17 protein-coding genes are annotated in these 18,584 nt (G+C 44.4%); 12 read left to right on the top strand and 5 right to left on the bottom strand.

Features of this window, described 5'->3' with window-relative positions:
* Window positions 1-12: 12 nt before the first annotated feature.
* From ribR to MHH79_RS14915, 4 genes are all read left to right on the top strand, one after another.
* Window positions 13-705 carry an RNA-binding riboflavin kinase RibR gene (ribR, locus tag MHH79_RS14930; protein ID WP_029318236.1) on the top strand — a complete coding sequence of 231 codons (693 nt, stop codon included), beginning with the start codon at window positions 13-15 and terminating at the stop codon, window positions 703-705.
* Between the two features lie 17 nt (window positions 706-722).
* Window positions 723-1,973 (top strand): S-alkyl-N-acetyl-metabolite deacetylase SndA, encoded by a 1,251-nt coding sequence (sndA, locus tag MHH79_RS14925; protein ID WP_217019408.1) that lies wholly within the window; start codon window positions 723-725, stop codon window positions 1,971-1,973.
* Between the two features lie 18 nt (window positions 1,974-1,991).
* The gene (locus MHH79_RS14920) at window positions 1,992-2,894 is read left to right on the top strand and encodes a sulfite exporter TauE/SafE family protein (RefSeq protein WP_340034691.1); all 903 of its coding nucleotides are present in this window, start codon (window positions 1,992-1,994) and stop codon (window positions 2,892-2,894) included.
* A gap of 175 nt (window positions 2,895-3,069) precedes the next feature.
* A complete protein-coding gene (locus tag MHH79_RS14915) occupies window positions 3,070-4,389 on the top strand; it encodes a CBS domain-containing protein (protein ID WP_217019409.1) in 1,320 nt (439 codons plus the stop codon).
* Between the two features lie 18 nt (window positions 4,390-4,407).
* Here MHH79_RS14915 and MHH79_RS14910 read toward each other — a convergent pair whose 3' ends face one another.
* A complete protein-coding gene (locus tag MHH79_RS14910) occupies window positions 4,408-4,710 on the bottom strand; it encodes a YtpI family protein (protein ID WP_340034690.1) in 303 nt (100 codons plus the stop codon).
* Window positions 4,711-4,840: 130 nt separating this feature from the next.
* Here MHH79_RS14910 and nrnA point away from each other — a divergent pair, with 130 nt between their 5' ends.
* Window positions 4,841-5,782 (top strand): bifunctional oligoribonuclease/PAP phosphatase NrnA, encoded by a 942-nt coding sequence (nrnA, locus tag MHH79_RS14905; RefSeq protein ID WP_134156553.1) that lies wholly within the window; start codon window positions 4,841-4,843, stop codon window positions 5,780-5,782.
* Between the two features lie 17 nt (window positions 5,783-5,799).
* On the opposite strand, the gene MHH79_RS14900 is transcribed toward nrnA, so the two are convergent.
* The 3 genes from MHH79_RS14900 to ytrH form a co-directional block, all read right to left on the bottom strand.
* Window positions 5,800-5,991: a hypothetical protein gene (locus tag MHH79_RS14900; RefSeq protein ID WP_003229407.1), complete on the bottom strand. Its 192-nt coding sequence runs from the start codon at window positions 5,989-5,991 to the stop codon at window positions 5,800-5,802.
* A gap of 101 nt (window positions 5,992-6,092) precedes the next feature.
* Entirely contained in the window at window positions 6,093-6,596 is a 504-nt protein-coding gene (gene ytrI, locus MHH79_RS14895; protein WP_003229408.1) for a sporulation membrane protein YtrI, read from the bottom strand.
* A complete protein-coding gene (ytrH, locus tag MHH79_RS14890; RefSeq protein ID WP_003229410.1) occupies window positions 6,593-6,934 on the bottom strand; it encodes a sporulation membrane protein YtrH in 342 nt (113 codons plus the stop codon). Before ytrH ends, ytrI begins: the two co-directional genes overlap by 4 nt.
* 139 nt (window positions 6,935-7,073) lie before the next feature.
* Between ytrH and dnaE the strand changes: the two genes are divergently transcribed.
* The 7 genes from dnaE (at window position 7,074) to MHH79_RS14855 (ending at window position 17,376) form a co-directional block, all read left to right on the top strand.
* The gene (dnaE, locus tag MHH79_RS14885; RefSeq protein WP_340034688.1) at window positions 7,074-10,421 is read left to right on the top strand and encodes a DNA polymerase III subunit alpha; all 3,348 of its coding nucleotides are present in this window, start codon (window positions 7,074-7,076) and stop codon (window positions 10,419-10,421) included.
* A 136-nt stretch (window positions 10,422-10,557) separates the two neighbouring features.
* Window positions 10,558-11,790 carry an NADP-dependent malic enzyme gene (gene maeB, locus MHH79_RS14880; RefSeq protein WP_014664951.1) on the top strand — a complete coding sequence of 411 codons (1,233 nt, stop codon included), beginning with the start codon at window positions 10,558-10,560 and terminating at the stop codon, window positions 11,788-11,790.
* Window positions 11,791-12,122: 332 nt separating this feature from the next.
* Window positions 12,123-12,995, top strand: coding sequence for an acetyl-CoA carboxylase, carboxyltransferase subunit beta (gene accD, locus MHH79_RS14875; protein ID WP_003223544.1), 873 nt, complete (start codon window positions 12,123-12,125; stop codon window positions 12,993-12,995).
* Entirely contained in the window at window positions 12,980-13,957 is a 978-nt protein-coding gene (accA, locus tag MHH79_RS14870) for an acetyl-CoA carboxylase carboxyl transferase subunit alpha (RefSeq protein WP_015384352.1), read from the top strand. Before accD ends, accA begins: the two co-directional genes overlap by 16 nt.
* 183 nt (window positions 13,958-14,140) lie before the next feature.
* A complete protein-coding gene (pfkA, locus tag MHH79_RS14865) occupies window positions 14,141-15,100 on the top strand; it encodes a 6-phosphofructokinase (RefSeq protein ID WP_003237788.1) in 960 nt (319 codons plus the stop codon).
* 42 nt (window positions 15,101-15,142) lie between these two features.
* Window positions 15,143-16,900, top strand: a complete 1,758-nt coding sequence (gene pyk, locus MHH79_RS14860) for a pyruvate kinase (protein WP_004398560.1) — start codon at window positions 15,143-15,145, stop codon at window positions 16,898-16,900.
* A 92-nt stretch (window positions 16,901-16,992) separates the two neighbouring features.
* Window positions 16,993-17,376: an FxsA family protein gene (locus tag MHH79_RS14855; protein ID WP_015251477.1), complete on the top strand. Its 384-nt coding sequence runs from the start codon at window positions 16,993-16,995 to the stop codon at window positions 17,374-17,376.
* 32 nt (window positions 17,377-17,408) lie between these two features.
* Here MHH79_RS14855 and ytvI read toward each other — a convergent pair whose 3' ends face one another.
* A complete protein-coding gene (gene ytvI, locus MHH79_RS14850) occupies window positions 17,409-18,524 on the bottom strand; it encodes a sporulation integral membrane protein YtvI (RefSeq protein ID WP_004399115.1) in 1,116 nt (371 codons plus the stop codon).
* Window positions 18,525-18,584: the final 60 nt, after the last annotated feature.

Below are 18,584 nucleotides of genomic sequence, written 5' to 3'. Positions count from 1 at the left end.
AGGCTGACTTTTTTGACGATCATTGCCGGTACGGTTGTGAAAGGAAAACAATTAGGCAGAAAGCTTGGATTCCCCACGGCAAATGTAGATGCAAAAATGCATGGGCTGCGTAATGGAGTTTATGGAGTTCTGGCGACAGTCAATCACCAATTTCATTTAGGGGTTATGAATATCGGTGTGAAACCGACGGTGGGCTCTAACCTTAAAAGGACATTGGAGATTTTTTTGTTTGACTTTCATAGAGACATCTATGGAGAAAAAATCGAATGCAGCATTCTCTTTAAAATTAGAGAAGAAAGAAGGTTTGATTCTTTGGAGTCTTTAACAAAGCAAATTAAAAAGGATATTTCGTGCGTTGCAAAACGCTTTGAGCTGATTGGGATTATGGCACCGAACAAAAAAGAAAGCCTGCTTTCCCATCAGGAGTTAAATCTTCCGGATCTCTGCTTTTACAAGAAATGTAACAACCTATATGGCGTCAATCGAGGCGTATACAATGTCATTGATAACTGGTTTTTTGAGTACGGAATTACACAAGTAGCTTACAGGCGCATTTATATTTTATCTTTTTTAAGCTTTTTGAAAGAAGATAATCCGAAAGTTTCCAGCAAGTATATAAGATTTGGGGCGGGCGGTCTTGCTGATAAATTGAACCGATTTATTTCATCTTATGTTGAAGAGTCTGAAGAAAATATATTGGGATAGGGAAAGGAGCGGAACATATGTCTTTGGATTATTGGAGAAATATAGAAGGCTCCTATCCATATCAGACTACAGGAAATGACATCCTGAAGTTGAAAGAGGAGTATAATCCCGTAAATCTCTCAACGCTAGAAAAGCAGCTCATTGGCATTCGCCGGCACCTGCACCAATATCCTGAACTGTCAAAAGAAGAATTTGAAACAACTGCTTTTATAAAAAAATGCCTTAAAGAAAAGGGGATACAGATTCGCCCTACTGCTCTAAAAACGGGTGTGTTCGCAGACATAGCAGGGGAGTCAGAAGGTCCGGCGATTGCTTTGAGGGCTGATATTGACGCCTTGCCAATTGAAGAAAAAACAGGATTGCCTTATGCGTCTAAACATAAAGGGATCATGCATGCGTGCGGTCATGATTTTCATACGGCAGCGCTTCTTGGTGCGGCCTTTTTATTGAAGGAAAATCAAGACAGTCTGAAAGGAAAGATTCGTTTATTATTTCAGCCGGCAGAGGAAGCGGGTGCAGGCGCTGCAAAAGTGATAGAGGACGGCCAACTGGATGGCATTGATGCGGTTATTGGACTTCATAATAAACCGGATATCGCGGTTGGGACTGTAGGGTTAAAAATAGGCCCGCTTATGGCTGCTGTTGACCGATTTAAAGTAGAGATAGAAGGGAAAGGTGCTCATGCAGCATTGCCGCATAATGGTTTTGATCCAATTGTCGGCGCCTCTCAGCTTATTGTCGCCCTGCAAACGATTGTAAGCAGAAATGTAAACCCGCTGCAAAGCGCGATTTTAACCATAGGGAAAATCAACGGCGGCAGCACTTGGAATGTCATTCCGGATACAGTGGTCATTGAGGGCACTGTTCGTACATTTGATTCAGAGGTTCGTAATCAAGTGAAACAGCGTTTTTTTGCAGTCACAGAGCAGATTTCTGCCGCTTTCTCGTTAAAGGCAAATGTGAAGTGGCATTCCGGACCGCCGCCGCTTTGTAATGATGAGGCAATTACGGGGCTGGTGCGAGACGCTGCACATAAAGCGAAACTTCAAGTCATTGATCCCGCCCCATCAACCGCGGGGGAAGATTTTGCTTATTATCTTGAGCATATTCCGGGATCCTTTGCGTTTTTTGGAACAGACGGTGATCATGATTGGCACCACCCTGCATTTACAATTGATGAAACTGCCATTATCAAAGCCTCTTATTTTTTATATGAAAGCGCCAAGAGATTGTTAGATTCGAATGAAGAATCAAAAATATCTGATTGATATAGATGGGGTGTTCTGATGAAGAAATTAATCGTTTTTGCATTTATTGGTTTATTGTCGCAGTTAATAGACGGTTCGTTAGGTATGGCTTATGGGGTTACCTCAACTTCTTTGTTATTGTCGTTTGGCATCACACCTGCTGTGGCTTCGGCTTCTGTCCATTTAGCGGAAGTCGTAACGACTGCCGCATCGGGAGTGTCGCATATTAAATTTGGCAATGTTGACAAACAAACCGTTTATCAGCTTGTCATTCCCGGCTCTATAGGCGCTTTTTTAGGCGCGGCATTCCTCAGCCAATTACCTGGAGATGTGGCGAAACCCTATATTTCTTTGTTTTTGCTCCTTCTGGGCGGATATGTATTGATCAGGTTTTTATTTCAGTATAAGCCGGCTCTTGAGAAGAAGCATGTGCCGTTAAACCGAAAACAATCCATCCCATTGGGAGTGATCGCTGGTTTTGCAGATGCCACAGGCGGAGGCGGCTGGGGGCCGGTGACCACTCCGATTTTATTATCCCGCAAAGGCTTGAGCCCGAGGAAAGTTGTCGGGACTGTAGACACAAGTGAATTTGCCATCGCCGTATCTGCAACTGCCGGTTTTCTTATTTCATTAGGATGGGAGGACGTCAATTGGTTATGGGTGTTTTCACTAATGGCCGGCGGAATTATCGCTGCCCCTATCGCAGCATGGCTGGTGCAGAAGTTTCATCCGCAATTGATGGGTGTGCTTGTAGGAGGATTTATTATTCTGGTAAATGCCAGAACATTAATAAATGAATGGATCGCAAACACAGCTGTTTATCCATTGATCTATACGGCCATAGGGGCGATATGGCTATCCGCAGTTTTATTTGTTTTATCTAAAATAGGGAATCGAAATATTGTTAAGACAGCGGTTGATGTCCATTTAAAAGAAAAATAAAGGTTTTTCCGCTTTACGATGTAAAAGGAATCACGAGGTCCTTGCGCTTGACTGGAACGAAATCAACGCTGTAAGAAGCCGGTCGGGCTTCTTTTTTATTTTCCAGCCTCATTGCGTATAAATCCTTTGAAACCTTATAATAAAAACAAGAAGACTGTCCTTAGAGGTGAAAGGCTTGGCAACGAAGCATGAACAAATTTTAACGTATATCGATTCACTGCCTGTCGGTGAAAAAATTTCTGTCCGAAGAATTGCAAAGGAAATGAAAGTAAGCGAAGGAACCGCGTACAGAGCGATCAAGGAAGCAGAGAATAAAGGGTTTGTCAGCACGATTGAACGTGTGGGCACAATCAGAATTGAACAAAAGAAAAAAGAGAACATTGAAAAGCTTACCTATGCAGAGGTTGTAAATGTTATAGACGGACAAGTGCTCGGAGGCAGGGCAGGGCTCCATAAGACATTGAATAAATTCGTCATCGGCGCGATGGAGCTTGACGCGATGATGCGTTACACCGCAGCGGGGAATCTTTTGATTGTCGGAAACAGAATCAATGCACATAGGCAGGCGCTTGAAGCGGGTGCGGCCGTATTGGTGACCGGGGGCTTTAACACGGATGACAGCATTGTGCAGCTAGCAGATGAGCTTGAACTGCCGATTTTATCCACGAGCTATGACACCTTTACAGTTGCCGCGATGATTAACCGGGCAATATATGACCAGCTGATCAAAAAAGAAATTGTTTTGGTGGAGGACATCCTAACACCTGCTGACCGCACGGTATATCTTTCGCCTAAGGATAAACTTGAAAAATGGTATGAGAAAAATTTTGAAACGGGGCACGGCCGCTTCCCGGTTGTCGACGATCAAATGAAAATCCATGGCATTCTGACATCAAAAGATATTGCTGGCCATGACCGAAATGCATCTATAGAAAAAGTTATGACCAAAAATCCCGTCACGGTTATTGGGAAAACATCTGTCGCTTCAGCTGCGCAAACGATGGTATGGGAAGGGATCGAAGTGCTTCCCGTCACTGACGGCCACCAAAAACTCATCGGCATGATCAGCCGCCAAGACGTATTGAAAGCTCTTCAAATGATTCAAAAGCAGCCGCAGGTCGGGGAGAAGCTTGATGATATCGTTTCAAGGGGGTTTAAAGATGAGGGTGATGATAAAGAAAATCAAACGGTTTACGAGTATGAAGTCACGCCGCAAATGACAAATCAGCTTGGAACCATTTCTTATGGCGTATTTACGACTATTTTGACGCAAGCGGCAAACCGATTTTTGCGCTCGAAAAAACGCGGCGAACTCGTCATAGAGAGCATCACCATCTTCTTTTTGAAGCCTGTGCAGATGGAATCAGTCATCGAAGTCAAACCTCGCATCTTGGAGGCAGGCAGAAAGTTTGGGAAAATGGAAGTGGAAGTGCACAGCCAAGGTCATATCGTGTCTAAAGCGATGCTGATGGTTCAGCTGATGGAAAGAAGCTAAGGGACGTTCAGGCGCCCCTTACGCGTGATCTCTTTCAGCTTCTTTGGCGTGAAGGGGATTGTAATGCCTGAAGGCTTTATAACCTGCCCAAGCGCTTCCTGCTCCTATGACGATAAAGATACCGCCGATTACTAACGTTAATACTGAATGGAATAATATCATTTGGTTGAGCCCGTAGAACAAGACTAGTGACCCTAAGGCCATGCTTGATTTTGCTGAACATATTTCTTTTGCCAAAGATGGCTTTGCCCGTACGCCTTTTACTTTATAGTACACATAAAAGTAGGCTGAAAGCCCAATCAAAAAAACAAGAACCAGCATAAATGAAATCCTCCATCGTAAAAGTTTACAAACCCATTTTATACAAAAACGGGCTTGGTTTTGACGTTATTTTTCTTTTCCGTCGGCAGAGAATGTGATTTAATGAATAAAAACAATAAAGGAGTATCAAATGAAAACAGAATTGATCAGAACCATATCATTATATGACACGATTATCTTACATAGACATGTGCGTCCTGATCCGGATGCCTACGGATCACAGTGCGGGCTTACGGAAATCCTGCGTGAAACATATCCTGAAAAAAATATTTTTGCGGTCGGCACGCCTGAACCGTCCCTCTCTTTCTTATATTCCCTCGATGAGGTGGACAATGAAACATATGAAGGCGCACTTGTCATTGTCTGCGATACGGCAAATCAGGAAAGAATCGACGATCAGCGTTATCCTTCAGGCGCCAAACTAATGAAAATCGACCACCATCCGAACGAAGATCCATACGGTGACCTTCTCTGGGTCGATACAAGCGCCAGCTCAGTAAGTGAAATGATTTACGAGCTGTATTTAGAAGGAAAAGAGCACGGCTGGAAGCTGAATACGAAAGCGGCAGAGCTGATCTACGCCGGCATTGTTGGAGATACCGGACGCTTTTTATTTCCGAATACCACGGAAAAAACATTAAAATATGCAGGCGAGCTCATTCAGTATCCATTCTCTTCCTCAGAGTTATTTAATCAATTGTATGAAACAAAACTGAATGTGGTGAAGCTTAACGGCTTTATCTTTCAAAATGTGTCTTTGTCCGAAAACGGGGCTGCTTCTGTTTTCATCAAAAAGGATACGCTTGAAAAATTCGGCACAACGGCTTCTGAAGCGTCGCAGCTTGTCGGGACGCTTGGCAATATCTCAGGTATTCGCGCCTGGGTGTTTTTCGTAGAAGAAGACGATCAAATCAGAGTCAGATTCCGTTCGAAGGGGCCTGTCATTAACGGACTTGCCCGGAAATATAACGGCGGAGGGCATCCGTTTGCTTCAGGCGCCTCTATTTACAGCTGGGATGAAGCTGATCGGATTTTAGCTGATCTGGAAACATTATGTAAAGAACACGAGTAGAGGGGAGACCCTCTCTCTTAGTGTTCATCTGTGACGGGGATGAACCAGCAGCCGAAATCAGTAAGGTCCTCGTAGACTTGGAGATTGTGTGATTGAAGTTCTTTTTTGATGAGGGAAGCGAGTGAGTTTGTTTCGGCATATGCAGAAAAACCTTGTCTGAGACGGGCTGCTTGATCTTTTGCTAACTGACGGTCACTGTAAACCTCCATTTCCCTTCCTCCTTCCTTTCGCCATTAAGCCTCACATATAGTTTATAAAAAAGAATGGGAAAAAGCGACAGAAGTTTGGAGAATTTGAAAAAAATCCATAATTATGTGGCGAAAGATATTTCAAGTTCCACTGTCAGCCTCGTATAAATAATCAATTCTCTGACGGTTGCCTCGTATTTTTTCTCATTGATCATATAGACTTTATTTTCAATTGTCCGCTTCAAGAGATCCTTTGTTTGATAGACGCTCTCTATGTCTTTTGTAATCACCTCTGAAATATCATCCTTTACATGCTCCTCGAATTTCGTTTTATCCGGCTGTGATATTTTATATTTATCCCCATTCAGCAATTTGACGCTGACGCTTTGAATCAGCAGTTTTCTTTTATTATCTTCATTCAGTTTATGGAGGTCTTCCTGATAGATCGAAATTTGATTGTTCAAGTCTTTTACATGCTCTTTTTGCTTTTCGATGAGGCTGACCTGCTCCTCTTGGAATGTTCCGTAAGTAAACAGGAAAAAGAACCAGCTGATTACGGCCCCGCACATCATTCCCGCGAAAAAACGCTGCCATCCCGGTTTTTTGTAATGCTGGGGGACCCTCATGAAGAAAGATGCTCCTGGGTCAGCCATGATATAATAAGCCAGCCGCTTTGCGCGCCTCCCATGGCCGAAATAATTAAAAGAAGCTGTTTAAAGATATCTCTCGTATTGCCTTCGAGTATGCCGCGTTCAAAGCTGTATACCGCATCAAAGGTGCCTCCGATAGCTGCGACAAGCGCCCATATTTTTAACCGGTTGGCAAGCTTTGTAATGGCTGTAAGCGGGGGTTCGCCTGCCAAATATGCTCCGAGCCCTCCGATGAGTGCGCCCCCGATCAGCACCCCTAACGCAATGAAGTAGCTATTGATAAAATTCACCATAAATCCTGCTTCCTGATCCATCTTTATCACCTCACCTTTTATATCATATTGAGCTTTCAGGACAAGTATGATGATGAGTCAAAAAAGAACATTTGTTTCTTTTGGAAACCGGCCTTATAATGAAGGAAGAAATGGATCGTAATGAGAAAGAGGTGATAGCATGTCTTTTGTTCACCTGCAAGTGCATAGCGGGTACAGCCTGCTAAACAGCGCCGCGGCTGTGGAAGAGCTCGTCAGTGAAGCTGACAGGCTCGGATATGCGTCTTTGGCGCTGACAGATGATCATGTCATGTACGGAGCTATTCAATTTTATAAAGCTTGCAAGGCGAGAGGGATCAACCCAATAATCGGTTTGACGGCTTCTGTTTTTACAGATGACAGCGAACTTGAAGCATACCCGCTCGTCCTGCTGGCAAAATCAAATACAGGCTATCAAAACCTGCTGAAAATCAGCAGCGTTCTGCAATCTAAATCAAAAGGCGGACTGAAGCCGAAATGGCTTCACAGTTATCGAGAAGGGACTATCGCAATAACGCCCGGCGAAAAAGGATATATTGAAACGCTTCTTGAAGGAGGGCTGTTCGAACAGGCTGCTCAAGCCTCGCTGGAATTTCAGTCTATATTCGGAAAGGGAGCTTTTTATTTCTCCTATCAGCCTTTTAAAGGGAATCAAGTCTTGTCTGAGCAGATTCTAAAGCTGTCAGAAGAAACGGGTATCCCTGTTACGGCCACAGGCGATGTGCATTACATAAGGAAGGAAGATAAGGCTGCCTACCGTTGTTTGAAAGCGATTAAAGCGGGGGAAAAACTGACGGATGCACCCGCTGAAGATTTGCCTGATCTCGATTTGAAACCACTCGTAGAAATGCAAAACATTTATCGAGAGCATCCCGAGGCACTGCAAGCTTCTGTAGAGATCGCGGAACAATGCCGGGTTGACGTCAGTCTCGGGCAGACCCGTCTACCGTCTTTTCCGACCCCAGACGGAACGTCCGCTGATGATTATTTAACGGATATCTGTATGGAGGGACTCCGCAGCCGTTTCGGCAAGCCTGATGAACGATACCTTCGCCGTCTTCAATATGAGCTTGATGTCATCAAGCGGATGAAGTTCAGCGATTACTTTCTGATCGTGTGGGATTTTATGAAGCACGCCCATGAAAAAGGGATTGTTACAGGACCGGGAAGGGGTTCTGCGGCAGGTTCTCTTGTGGCATATGTCCTGTATATCACAGATGTTGACCCGATTAAGCATCACCTTCTGTTTGAAAGATTTTTAAATCCCGAACGCGTCAGCATGCCGGATATTGATATTGACTTTCCCGATACTAGAAGGGATGAAGTCATTCAATATGTTCAGCAGAAATACGGTGCAATGCACGTCGCACAGATTATCACCTTTGGAACACTTGCGGCAAAGGCGGCGCTCCGGGACGTCGGCAGAGTATTCGGCGTCAGCCCGAAGGAGGCAGATCAGCTTGCAAAACTCATTCCTTCAAGACCGGGCATGACGCTGGATGGAGCGAGACAGCAATCACCGCAGCTGGATAAGCGGCTTCGGGAGTCAAGCCTGCTTCAGCAAGTCTATTCAATTGCCCGGAAAATAGAAGGGCTGCCAAGGCATGCATCAACCCACGCAGCGGGCGTTGTCCTGAGTGAAGAACCGTTAACAGATGTTGTTCCGCTTCAAGAAGGGCATGAAGGGATCTATTTAACGCAATACGCGATGGACCATCTTGAAGACTTGGGCCTTTTAAAAATGGATTTCTTAGGTTTGAGGAACCTGACACTTATTGAATCCATCACTTCAATGATTGAAAAAGAAGAAAATATTAAAATAGATCTTTCAAGTATTTCCTACAGCGATGACAAAACGTTCTCCTTGCTGTCAAAAGGGGATACGACAGGCATTTTCCAGCTTGAATCTGCAGGGATGAGAAGCGTCTTGAAACGGCTGAAACCTTCAGGCCTAGAAGATATTGTGGCAGTCAATGCACTGTACCGGCCGGGTCCGATGGAAAATATTCCGTTATTTATCGACCGTAAACACGGCCGGGCGCCTGTTCACTATCCTCATGAAGATTTAAGGAGCATTTTGGAAGATACATATGGCGTCATTGTGTATCAGGAACAAATTATGATGATTGCTTCCCGTATGGCGGGGTTTTCTTTAGGCGAAGCGGACCTATTGAGAAGGGCGGTCAGCAAAAAGAAAAAAGAAATCCTGGACAGAGAGCGAAGCCATTTTGTTGAAGGGTGCTTAAAAAAGGAGTATTCTGTAGACACTGCAAATGAGGTCTACGATTTAATCGTCAAATTCGCAAACTATGGCTTTAACCGAAGCCATGCGGTGGCATACAGCATGATCGGGTGCCAGCTTGCGTATTTGAAAGCTCATTACCCGTTATATTTTATGTGCGGATTGCTGACAAGCGTCATTGGCAATGAGGATAAAATCTCTCAATATCTTTACGAAGCAAAGGGGAGCGGGATTCGTATCCTTCCTCCGTCAGTGAATAAAAGCAGTTTTCCGTTTACAGTTGAAAACGGATCTGTCAGATACAGCCTCCGCGCGATAAAAAGTGTAGGCGTCTCAGCAGTCAAAGATATATATAAAGCAAGAAAAGAGAAACCATTTGAAGATCTTTTCGATTTCTGCTTTCGCGTGCCGTCAAAAAGCGTAAATCGCAAAATGCTTGAAGCACTTATCTTTTCTGGTGCGATGGACGAATTCGGCCAAAACCGGGCCACGCTGCTCGCATCCATTGATGTTGCTTTGGAACATGCTGAGCTATTCGCCGCGGACGATGACCAAATGGGATTGTTTTTAGATGAATCGTTTTCAATTAAGCCGAAGTATGTGGAAACGGAAGAGCTTCCGCTAGTGGATTTACTTGCATTTGAAAAGGAAACGCTCGGCATTTATTTTTCAAATCATCCGCTCTCCGCCTTCCGAAAACAGCTCACTGCGCAAGGAGCAGTCTCCATTTTGCAGGCTCAGCGGACAGTCAAAAGGCAGCTTTCACTAGGCGTTCTGCTGTCGAAGATCAAAACGATTCGGACGAAAACAGGTCAAAACATGGCGTTTTTAACGCTCAGTGATGAAACCGGCGAGATGGAAGCCGTAGTCTTCCCTGAACAATTCAGACAGCTTTCACCCGTTTTAAGAGAAGGCGCTCTTTTGTTCACAGCGGGGAAATGCGAAGTAAGACAAGATAAGATCCAATTCATCATGTCCCGGGCAGAATTATTAGAAAATATGGATGCAGAAAAAGCGCCTTCGGTTTATATAAAAATAGAAAGCAGTCAGCACAGCCAGGAGATCCTGGCAAAGATTAAGCGCATTTTGCTGGAGCATAAAGGGGAAACAGGCGTTTATCTCTATTATGAAAGGCAAAAACAGACGATTAAGCTTCCTGAGTCGTTTCATATCAATGCAGATCATCAGGTGTTATATCGCTTAAAAGAGCTGTTGGGTCAAAAAAACGTCGTTTTAAAACAGTGGTAACGATTCGCTTTTTGTTATACAATTGGAGCAATTATGTGATCCTGTTTAAATATTCAGATAGATTTACTCCGCAGAATGCAGCAATCAACGCAGCAGTATACGAATCAAAAAATATCCATAAGGAGTGTTTAGGAGAATGTCATTAAGAGAAGAAGCATTACACCTGCATAAAGTCAACCAGGGGAAACTGGAGTCTAAATCAAAAGTAGAGGTCAGAAATGCGAAAGATTTAAGCCTCGCGTATTCTCCGGGTGTTGCAGAACCGTGTAAGGATATTCATGAAGACATTAACAAAGTATATGATTATACAATGAAGGGGAATATGGTAGCAGTTGTAACTGACGGTACAGCTGTGCTTGGCCTTGGAAACATCGGCCCTGAAGCGGCGCTTCCTGTTATGGAAGGGAAAGCAGTTCTTTTCAAAAGCTTTGCGGGCGTAGATGCGTTCCCGATTGCTTTAAACACAAACGATGTTGATAAAATCGTTGAAACTGTAAAATTGCTGGAACCGACATTTGGCGGCGTCAACCTTGAAGATATTGCAGCGCCAAACTGCTTTATCATTGAAGAGCGCCTCAAAAAAGAAACAAACATCCCAGTTTTCCATGATGATCAGCACGGTACTGCCATTGTAACCGTAGCAGGTCTTGTGAACGCGCTGAAACTGTCTGGAAAATCCATGTCATCTATTAAAGTTGTCGCAAACGGCGCGGGTGCGGCTGGCATTGCGATTATCAAGCTTCTTCATCATTATGGCGTTCGCGACATTGTGATGTGTGATTCCAAAGGGGCCATTTATGAAGGGCGCCCGAACGGCATGAACGATGTCAAAAATGAAGTGGCGAAGTTCACGAACCAAGACCGCAAAGACGGTTCTCTGAAAGATGTCATCGTTGATGCTGACGTATTTATCGGTGTCTCTGTAGCAGGCGCGTTAACAAAAGAAATGGTTCAAAGCATGGCAAAAGATCCGATTATCTTTGCAATGGCAAATCCAAATCCGGAAATCATGCCGGAAGATGCGCGTGAAGCCGGCGCAAGCGTTATCGGAACTGGCCGTTCTGACTTCCCGAACCAAGTAAACAATGTTCTTGCATTCCCTGGTATTTTCCGCGGAGCACTTGATGTGCGTGCCACTCATATTAACGAGGAAATGAAAATCGCAGCGGTTGAAGCCATTGCTTCACTGGTTTCAGAAGATGAGCTTAGCGCAGACTATGTCATCCCTGCACCGTTTGATAAACGTGTTGCGCCTGCTGTTGCGAAGGCTGTGGCAAAAGCTGCGATGGAAACAGGTGTTGCAAGAATCACTGTTGACCCTGAGGAAGTCGCAGAAAAAACAAGAAAACTTACGATTATTGGTGAATAATTAATTCATTCCAAAAATGGCAGCGCGTTGGCGGAGACCGGCGCGCTGTTCTCAAGTTAAACTGACGGCTGAAATTTTTTTAGGGGGTTAGCCTTAAAAAAATTTCAGCCGGGTTTAACATTATTTTTGAATGCGCTGTCAACCTTGTCGTTTCAACACCTTATCTGATTTCATACAAGCCTTTCCGAGCACGTCATCGAATAAAAAGTTGTCGAATTGAGGATGACAGCGTTTGACAAAAAAAGTACAATAGTTTCGGTAAAGTTATTAGCAAGTCTATCTGTTTGATGACATGCGGTGAAGAGAACCCTTCACAAAAGGGAGGTAATCATTTGTTAAAGGATATATTCACGAAAAAGAAAAAGTATGCTTCCGTACCATCTGATCAAGCGAAGCACGATGTTCCGGAAGGCATTATGACAAAATGTCCTAAGTGTAAAAAAATCATGCTCACTAAAGAGTTGGATAAAAATATGCGGGTATGCATGAACTGCGATTATCATTTCCCAATGAACGCAAAACAGCGTATCGAAAGCTTGATGGATGAACAATCCTTTGAGGAATTCAATCAGGGAATGCTCTCGGAAAATCCACTTGGTTTCCCGGGATATCTGGAAAAGCTTGAAAAAGATCGCGAGAAAACATCCTTAAACGAGGCTGTTGTGACAGGCAAGGGCACCATCGGCGGACACCCGGCTGTTGTCGCCGTCATGGACTCTTCATTCAGAATGGGCAGCATGGGTTCAGTCGTCGGTGAAAAAATCACGCTTGCGATTGAAAAAGCAAAAGCTGATAAAGTTCCGTTTATTATTTTTACGGCTTCAGGCGGCGCTAGAATGCAGGAAGGCGTATTAAGTTTGATGCAGATGGCTAAGACAAGCTCTGCGTTAAAACTGTTCAGTGAAGAGCAGGGTCTTATTATTTCAGTAATGACGCATCCGACTACCGGAGGCGTATCAGCAAGCTTTGCATCCCTTGGCGATTACAATTTCGCTGAGCCTGGCGCGCTGATCGGTTTTGCCGGAAGACGGATTATTGAACAGACAATAGGAGAAAAACTGCCTGAGGACTTCCAAACGGCTGAATTTTTATTAAAACATGGACAGCTTGATGCGGTTATTCATCGCGACGATATGAAAAAAACGTTAGAAAATCTGCTGGATATGCATCAAACAGGAGGTGACATTGAGTGGCTCCAAGATTAGAATTTGAAAAACCGGTGATTGAACTGCAATCCAAAATCGCCGAACTAAAAAAATTCACCCAAGATTCCGATATGGATCTAAGTGCGGAAATCGAACGGCTCGAAGACCGTCTCGCTAAGCTTCAGGATGATATTTACAAAAATCTGAAGCCATGGGACCGGGTTCAAATTGCGCGTCTGGCGGACCGTCCGACAACTCTTGATTATATCGAACACCTGTTTACCGACTTTTTTGAATGTCACGGAGACAGAGCGTACGGGGACGATGAAGCCATTGTTGGCGGGATTGCGAAGTTCCACGGCCTCCCTGTAACGGTAATCGGGCATCAGCGCGGCAAAGACACGAAGGAAAACCTAGTCCGCAATTTTGGGATGCCGCATCCTGAAGGCTACAGAAAAGCGCTTCGTCTGATGAAACAGGCTGACAAATTTAACAGACCGATTATCTGTTTTATTGATACGAAGGGGGCATACCCTGGACGAGCAGCTGAAGAAAGAGGACAAAGTGAAGCTATTGCCAAAAACCTGTTTGAGATGGCCGGCCTTCGAGTGCCTGTTATCTGCATCGTCATCGGTGAAGGCGGAAGCGGCGGAGCCCTTGGTCTGGGAGTAGGCAATCACTTGCATATGCTGGAAAACTCTACTTATTCTGTTATTTCTCCGGAAGGTGCCGCGGCACTTTTATGGAAGGACTCCAGTCTTGCTAAAAAAGCAGCAGAAACAATGAAAATCACTGCGCCGGATTTAAAAGAATTAGGTATTATAGATCATATGATTAAAGAAGTAAAAGGCGGAGCGCACCATGATGTGAAGCTGCAGGCAAGCTATATGGACGAAACCCTTAAACAATCGTTAAAAACTTTGCTGAAGCTGAGCGAAGAAGAATTAGTTCAGCAGCGCTATGAAAAATATAAAGCAATTGGCAAAGTCTCGGTTGAAGATCAATATATCGGGGTAAACTAAATAAACGTGAAGCCTTTGGCTCACGTTTATTTTTTGTGACATTCCTTAAATTTTATTTAAAAACAATTTATTTAATTGTATAATAGGTAAGGTTTCATAGGGAGGATGGAGATCCCTTTTCATTGTTTTTAGGGCAATGATCATGTTATGTTTAATCATATATGTTGCTGAGGTGAATGGAGAATGAAACGTATAGGGGTATTAACGAGCGGCGGGGATTCCCCGGGAATGAACGCAGCAGTTCGCGCAGTAGTCAGAAAAGCGATCTATCATGACGTTGAAGTTTACGGTATTTACAACGGATACGCGGGATTGATCAGCGGAAAGATTGAAAAGCTTGAACTCGGATCAGTAGGCGATATTATACATCGTGGAGGAACTAAGCTTTATACGGCAAGATGTCCTGAATTCAAAACAGTTGAAGGCCGTGAAAAAGGGATAGAAAACTTGAAGAAGCTTGGTATTGAAGGCCTTGTTGTTATCGGCGGAGACGGTTCATATATGGGTGCGAAAAAATTAACGGAACACGGGTTTCCATGTGTAGGTGTACCGGGTACAATTGATAATGACATTCCGGGCACTGATTTTACAATCGGTTTCGATACAGCTTTAAATACAGTAATTGACGCAATTGATAAGATTCGCGATACAGCGACTTCTCATGAACGTACATATGTAATCGAAGTAATGGGCCGTCATGCCGGCGATATCGCATTGTGGGCCGGTCTTGCAGGGGGCGCGGAATCGATCTTAATCCCTGAGGCAGACTATGACATGCACGAAATCATTGCCCGCTTAAAACGCGGCCACGAACGCGGCAAGAAGCACAGTATTATTATTGTTGCCGAAGGTGTAGGCAGCGGTGTTGAATTCGGGAAACGCATTGAAGAAGAAACAAATCTTGAAACTAGGGTATCTGTATTGGGCCATATCCAGCGCGGAGGTTCTCCGAGTGCTGCTGACCGTGTGTTAGCAAGCCGTCTCGGCGCATATGCAGTTGAACTGCTGCTTGAAGGAAAAGGCGGACGCTGTGTAGGTATACAAAACAATAAGCTTGTAGACCATGATATTATAGAAATACTGGAGACAAAACACACAGTTGAGCAAAACATGTATCAGCTTTCAAAAGAACTGTCTATCTAATGTGCAGCTGAAGGCTGAAGATTTCAGAAGGAAGTGAACCAAATGAGAAAAACTAAAATTGTTTGTACCATCGGTCCGGCAAGTGAAAGTATTGAAATGCTTACGAAATTAATGGAGTCAGGAATGAACGTGGCTCGATTAAACTTTTCTCACGGAGATTTTGAGGAGCACGGTGCAAGAATTAAAAATATCCGCGAAGCAAGCAAAAAACTTGGCAAGAACGTTGGTATTCTGCTTGATACAAAAGGTCCTGAAATCCGCACACATACAATGGAAAACGGCGGTATTGAGCTTGAAACAGGCAAAGAGCTTATCATTTCAATGGACGAGGTTGTAGGAACAACAGATAAAATTTCAGTGACATATGAAGGTTTAGTCCATGACGTTGAACAAGGTTCAACGATTCTGTTAGATGACGGCCTTATCGGTCTTGAGGTACTTGATGTAGATGCCGCTAAACGCGAAATCAAAACAAAAGTATTAAACAACGGAACACTCAAAAATAAAAAAGGTGTTAACGTACCGGGCGTAAGTGTCAATCTTCCGGGTATTACTGAAAAGGATGCGCGAGACATCGTTTTCGGTATTGAGCAAGGAGTAGACTTCATCGCACCATCTTTCATTCGACGTTCCACGGACGTGCTCGAAATCCGTGAGCTTCTTGAAGAGCACAACGCTCAGGATATTCAAATCATCCCTAAAATCGAAAACCAAGAGGGCGTTGACAACATCGATGCAATTCTCGAAGTGTCTGACGGCTTAATGGTTGCACGCGGAGACTTAGGTGTGGAAATTCCAGCTGAAGAAGTGCCGCTTGTGCAAAAAGAACTGATCAAAAAATGCAACGCGCTGGGCAAACCTGTTATTACAGCGACACAAATGCTTGACAGCATGCAGCGCAACCCGCGTCCGACTCGTGCGGAAGCAAGTGACGTTGCAAACGCGATCTTCGACGGAACAGATGCGATCATGCTATCTGGTGAAACTGCTGCCGGAAGCTATCCGGTTGAAGCAGTTCAAACAATGCATAACATCGCGTCCCGTTCTGAAGAAGCTTTAAATTATAAAGAAATTCTCTCAAAACGCAGAGATCAAGTAGGCATGACAATTACAGACGCAATTGGACAATCTGTCGCGCATACGGCGATTAACCTGAATGCTGCTGCGATCGTAACGCCGACAGAAAGCGGCCATACAGCACGTATGATTGCAAAATACCGTCCGCAGGCTCCGATTGTTGCGGTTACTGTAAATGACTCTATTTCCAGAAAGCTTGCCCTCGTATCTGGCGTATTCGCGGAAAGCGGCCAAAATGCGAGCTCAACAGATGAGATGCTTGAGGATGCTGTCCAAAAATCATTGAACAGCGGAATTGTAAAACACGGCGATCTTATCGTTATTACAGCAGGCACTGTCGGTGAGTCCGGCACTACAAACTTAATGAAGGTTCATACTGTCGGCGATATCATCGCTAAAGGGCAAGGCATTGGACGCAAATCAGCTTACGGTCCGGTTGTCGTTGCACAAAATGCAAAAGAAGCTGAGCAAAAAATGACGGACGGTGCGGTACTTGTTACCAAAAGCACTGACCGTGATATGATTGCATCCCTTGAAAAAGCGTCTGCTCTTATTACAGAAGAAGGCGGCTTGACTAGCCATGCTGCGGTAGTCGGATTAAGCCTTGGCATCCCGGTTATCGTGGGTCTGGAAAATGCGACATCTATTTTGACAGATGGCCAGGATATTACAGTTGACGCTTCCAGAGGCGCAGTCTATCAAGGCCGTGCGAGCGTTCTTTAATTACAGGTGAAAACGGAAGGGGAATCCCTTCCTTTTCTCTTTATCATGCCTTTTGTTGAACAGAACGTGTTACACGTGTGGGGGGCTTGGATATGAGATTTTTGTTTTTGCTTTTTATTGTGTTTCCGGCAATAGAAATCGGCATATTCCTGTTTTTAGGCAAGCTGATTGGCATTTTGCCGACAGTTTTATTCATGATTCTGACGGGCATTATCGGCGCAGCAGCTGCAAAAAAACAAGGAACCGAAGTGTATTATAAGGTTCAGCGTGATCTTCAATATGGCAAAATGCCGGGGGAAGCGATTGCTGACGGTCTGTGCATTTTCATCGGCGGTCTATTGCTGATGCTTCCGGGCTTTTTATCAGATTTGGCCGGCGCCTGTCTTCTTATCCCGTTTACCCGCGGCTGGTGTAAGCCGATTCTGTTCAAATGGCTGAGAGGAATGTCGAAGAATAAGCGGATCATCATCAAATAAAAAACGGCAGCCATGAAAAAACGGCTGCCGTTTTATTTTTGCTGAACGGTGATATAGGACCATATTTCTTTTAATGCGCCTGTTGTGATGAAAGCTTGGATGATGACGAGTACAGCCGGTCCCGCAATCAGTCCTAAAAACCCGAATAATTTAAAGCCGGCAAACAGGGCGATGAGCGTTGCCAGCGGATCGATCCCGATAGATTTACTTAGTATTTTGGGCTCTGTCAGCTGCCGCTGAATAAGAACGACGAGGTACAGGATACCAATTCCGATCGCTTGGGGCAGCTGGCCCGTAATCGATAAATACAAAATCCAGGGCACAAATACGGAGCCGGCACCTAAGTAAGGGAGAAGATCTACAAGCCCGATTAAAAAAGCAATTGTTGCGGCGTGTTCAACCTTTAAGAGAGAAAGGCCGATAAATACAATCACCATCGTGATGAAAACGAGGACGGCTTGTGCTTTGATAAAACCAGTCATTGCTTTTTTTAATTCGCTGCTGATCGCTTTACTGTTAGCTGTCACACGATCCGGCAGAATTAAAACAAGCATGGCTTTCAGCTTATGCCAATCTTTTGTCATAAAAAAGGTTGCCAGAAGAGAAAAAATCAGAACCGCCGCCGTATTGGGAAGAAGAGCGAAAAATCTCGGGATCATCTCTAGAATGTGGGACAGCAGGAGCCCGGCATTTTTAGCGGCAGAATCACCGAGTGTCTGGATATGAGTGACGATGGAAGCCTGCTGGTTCGTTTCCAATTCTTGAAACAAAAGAGTTAACTCGTTATAGAGCGGCTGAATATGAGTTGTAAACAATTTTTCGCAATATGAAATAAACGTGCTGATATGCGGAGGCAGCGTTTTTGCTAGATAGGCTGTTCCCGTTACGATTTCGGCTACCAGAATGGTGAGCACACCGAAGGCTGCGAGCAGAAAAAAAGCAAGAACGCCCAGAACATTTATCGTTCGGGGGAATCCTGTCACTTTGTCCAAATAATCGACAACAGGATGAATCACTGATGAAAGAATAAGGGCGATCAGGAACGGATAAGTTAACGGAAACGAATAATAGGCCGCAGCTATCGACCCTGCGGTCATTGATATGACAAAGAGGGTTCTGAAAAAAATAGTGATATAAGATTGATTCACGAAAACGGTCCTCCTCTCGTCAGCATGTCCTATTTTTTATATGTATTCACGCTGTTGCTG

Origin of the sequence: Bacillus sp. FSL K6-0993, assembly GCF_037977205.1 — a bacterium.
Lineage (GTDB): Bacteria > Bacillota > Bacilli > Bacillales > Bacillaceae > Bacillus > Bacillus subtilis.
Note: the sequence above shows the minus strand (reverse complement) of the source record. Positions and strands in the feature narration are given on the sequence as shown.

Bases quoted from the DNA above. Each gene is read 5' to 3' on its own strand.
- dnaE (WP_340034688.1), top strand. From the start codon at position 7,074: ATGTCTTTTGTTCACCTGCAAGTGCATAGCGGGTACAGCCTGCTAAAC.
- ytrH (WP_003229410.1), bottom strand. From the start codon at position 6,934: ATGGATCAGGAAGCAGGATTTATGGTGAATTTTATCAATAGCTACTTC.
- MHH79_RS14920 (WP_340034691.1), top strand. From the start codon at position 1,992: ATGAAGAAATTAATCGTTTTTGCATTTATTGGTTTATTGTCGCAGTTA.
- maeB (WP_014664951.1), top strand. From the start codon at position 10,558: ATGTCATTAAGAGAAGAAGCATTACACCTGCATAAAGTCAACCAGGGG.
- pfkA (WP_003237788.1), top strand. From the start codon at position 14,141: ATGAAACGTATAGGGGTATTAACGAGCGGCGGGGATTCCCCGGGAATG.
- MHH79_RS14900 (WP_003229407.1), bottom strand. From the start codon at position 5,991: ATGGAGGTTTACAGTGACCGTCAGTTAGCAAAAGATCAAGCAGCCCGT.
- sndA (WP_217019408.1), top strand. From the start codon at position 723: ATGTCTTTGGATTATTGGAGAAATATAGAAGGCTCCTATCCATATCAG.
- MHH79_RS14855 (WP_015251477.1), top strand. From the start codon at position 16,993: ATGAGATTTTTGTTTTTGCTTTTTATTGTGTTTCCGGCAATAGAAATC.
- ytrI (WP_003229408.1), bottom strand. From the start codon at position 6,596: ATGAGGGTCCCCCAGCATTACAAAAAACCGGGATGGCAGCGTTTTTTC.
- MHH79_RS14910 (WP_340034690.1), bottom strand. From the start codon at position 4,710: ATGCTGGTTCTTGTTTTTTTGATTGGGCTTTCAGCCTACTTTTATGTG.
- nrnA (WP_134156553.1), top strand. From the start codon at position 4,841: ATGAAAACAGAATTGATCAGAACCATATCATTATATGACACGATTATC.
- pyk (WP_004398560.1), top strand. From the start codon at position 15,143: ATGAGAAAAACTAAAATTGTTTGTACCATCGGTCCGGCAAGTGAAAGT.